A 531-nucleotide genomic window follows, 5' to 3' on the forward strand; every position below is an offset into this window, starting at 1 on the left:
TTAAGCGCACCGGGATGAAGTGGCGCAGACAAACCATCTTTCACCATTTCTTCTTTCTTCAAATTCGCAAACGCGGGATGAAGACGACGGAAATCATCGAAGTTTTCAAACACGGCCTTCACGACGTTATACACCACCTCTTCAGGCACGGCAGTAGATGAAACAAACGTCGCACCAACACCGAATGTCATCACATCGTTATCCGAGCCGCGATACATGCCGCCAGGCACGGTAGCAACGCGGTAAAAACTGTTGTCGGCGATTAGCTTATCCACTTTTGGGCCAGAGACTGTCACGATGTTACTGTCGCACGAAGTGGTTGCTTCTTTAATCGCACCACTTGGGTGACCAACGGTGTAAACCATTGCGTCGATTTTATTATCACAAAGTGCTTTCGATTGTTCTGCCGCTTTCAATTCCGAAACCAGTTTGAAATCATCGTTGCTCCAACCATATTCCTTCATCAACACTTCCATAGTGCCTCGCTGACCAGAGCCAGGATTACCAATGTTGACTCTTTTACCCTTTAAA

The 531-nt window shown here is 47.1% G+C and carries 1 protein-coding gene; it reads right to left on the reverse strand.

The features are described 5' to 3' along the window. The coding region (locus R7F64_RS24315; protein WP_318072213.1) for a TAXI family TRAP transporter solute-binding subunit at nucleotides 1–531 on the reverse strand (531 nt) is incomplete at both ends.

The sequence above is a fragment of the Vibrio sp. Vb1980 genome (assembly GCF_033338615.1).
Taxonomy (GTDB): Bacteria; Pseudomonadota; Gammaproteobacteria; order Enterobacterales; family Vibrionaceae; genus Vibrio; species Vibrio alginolyticus.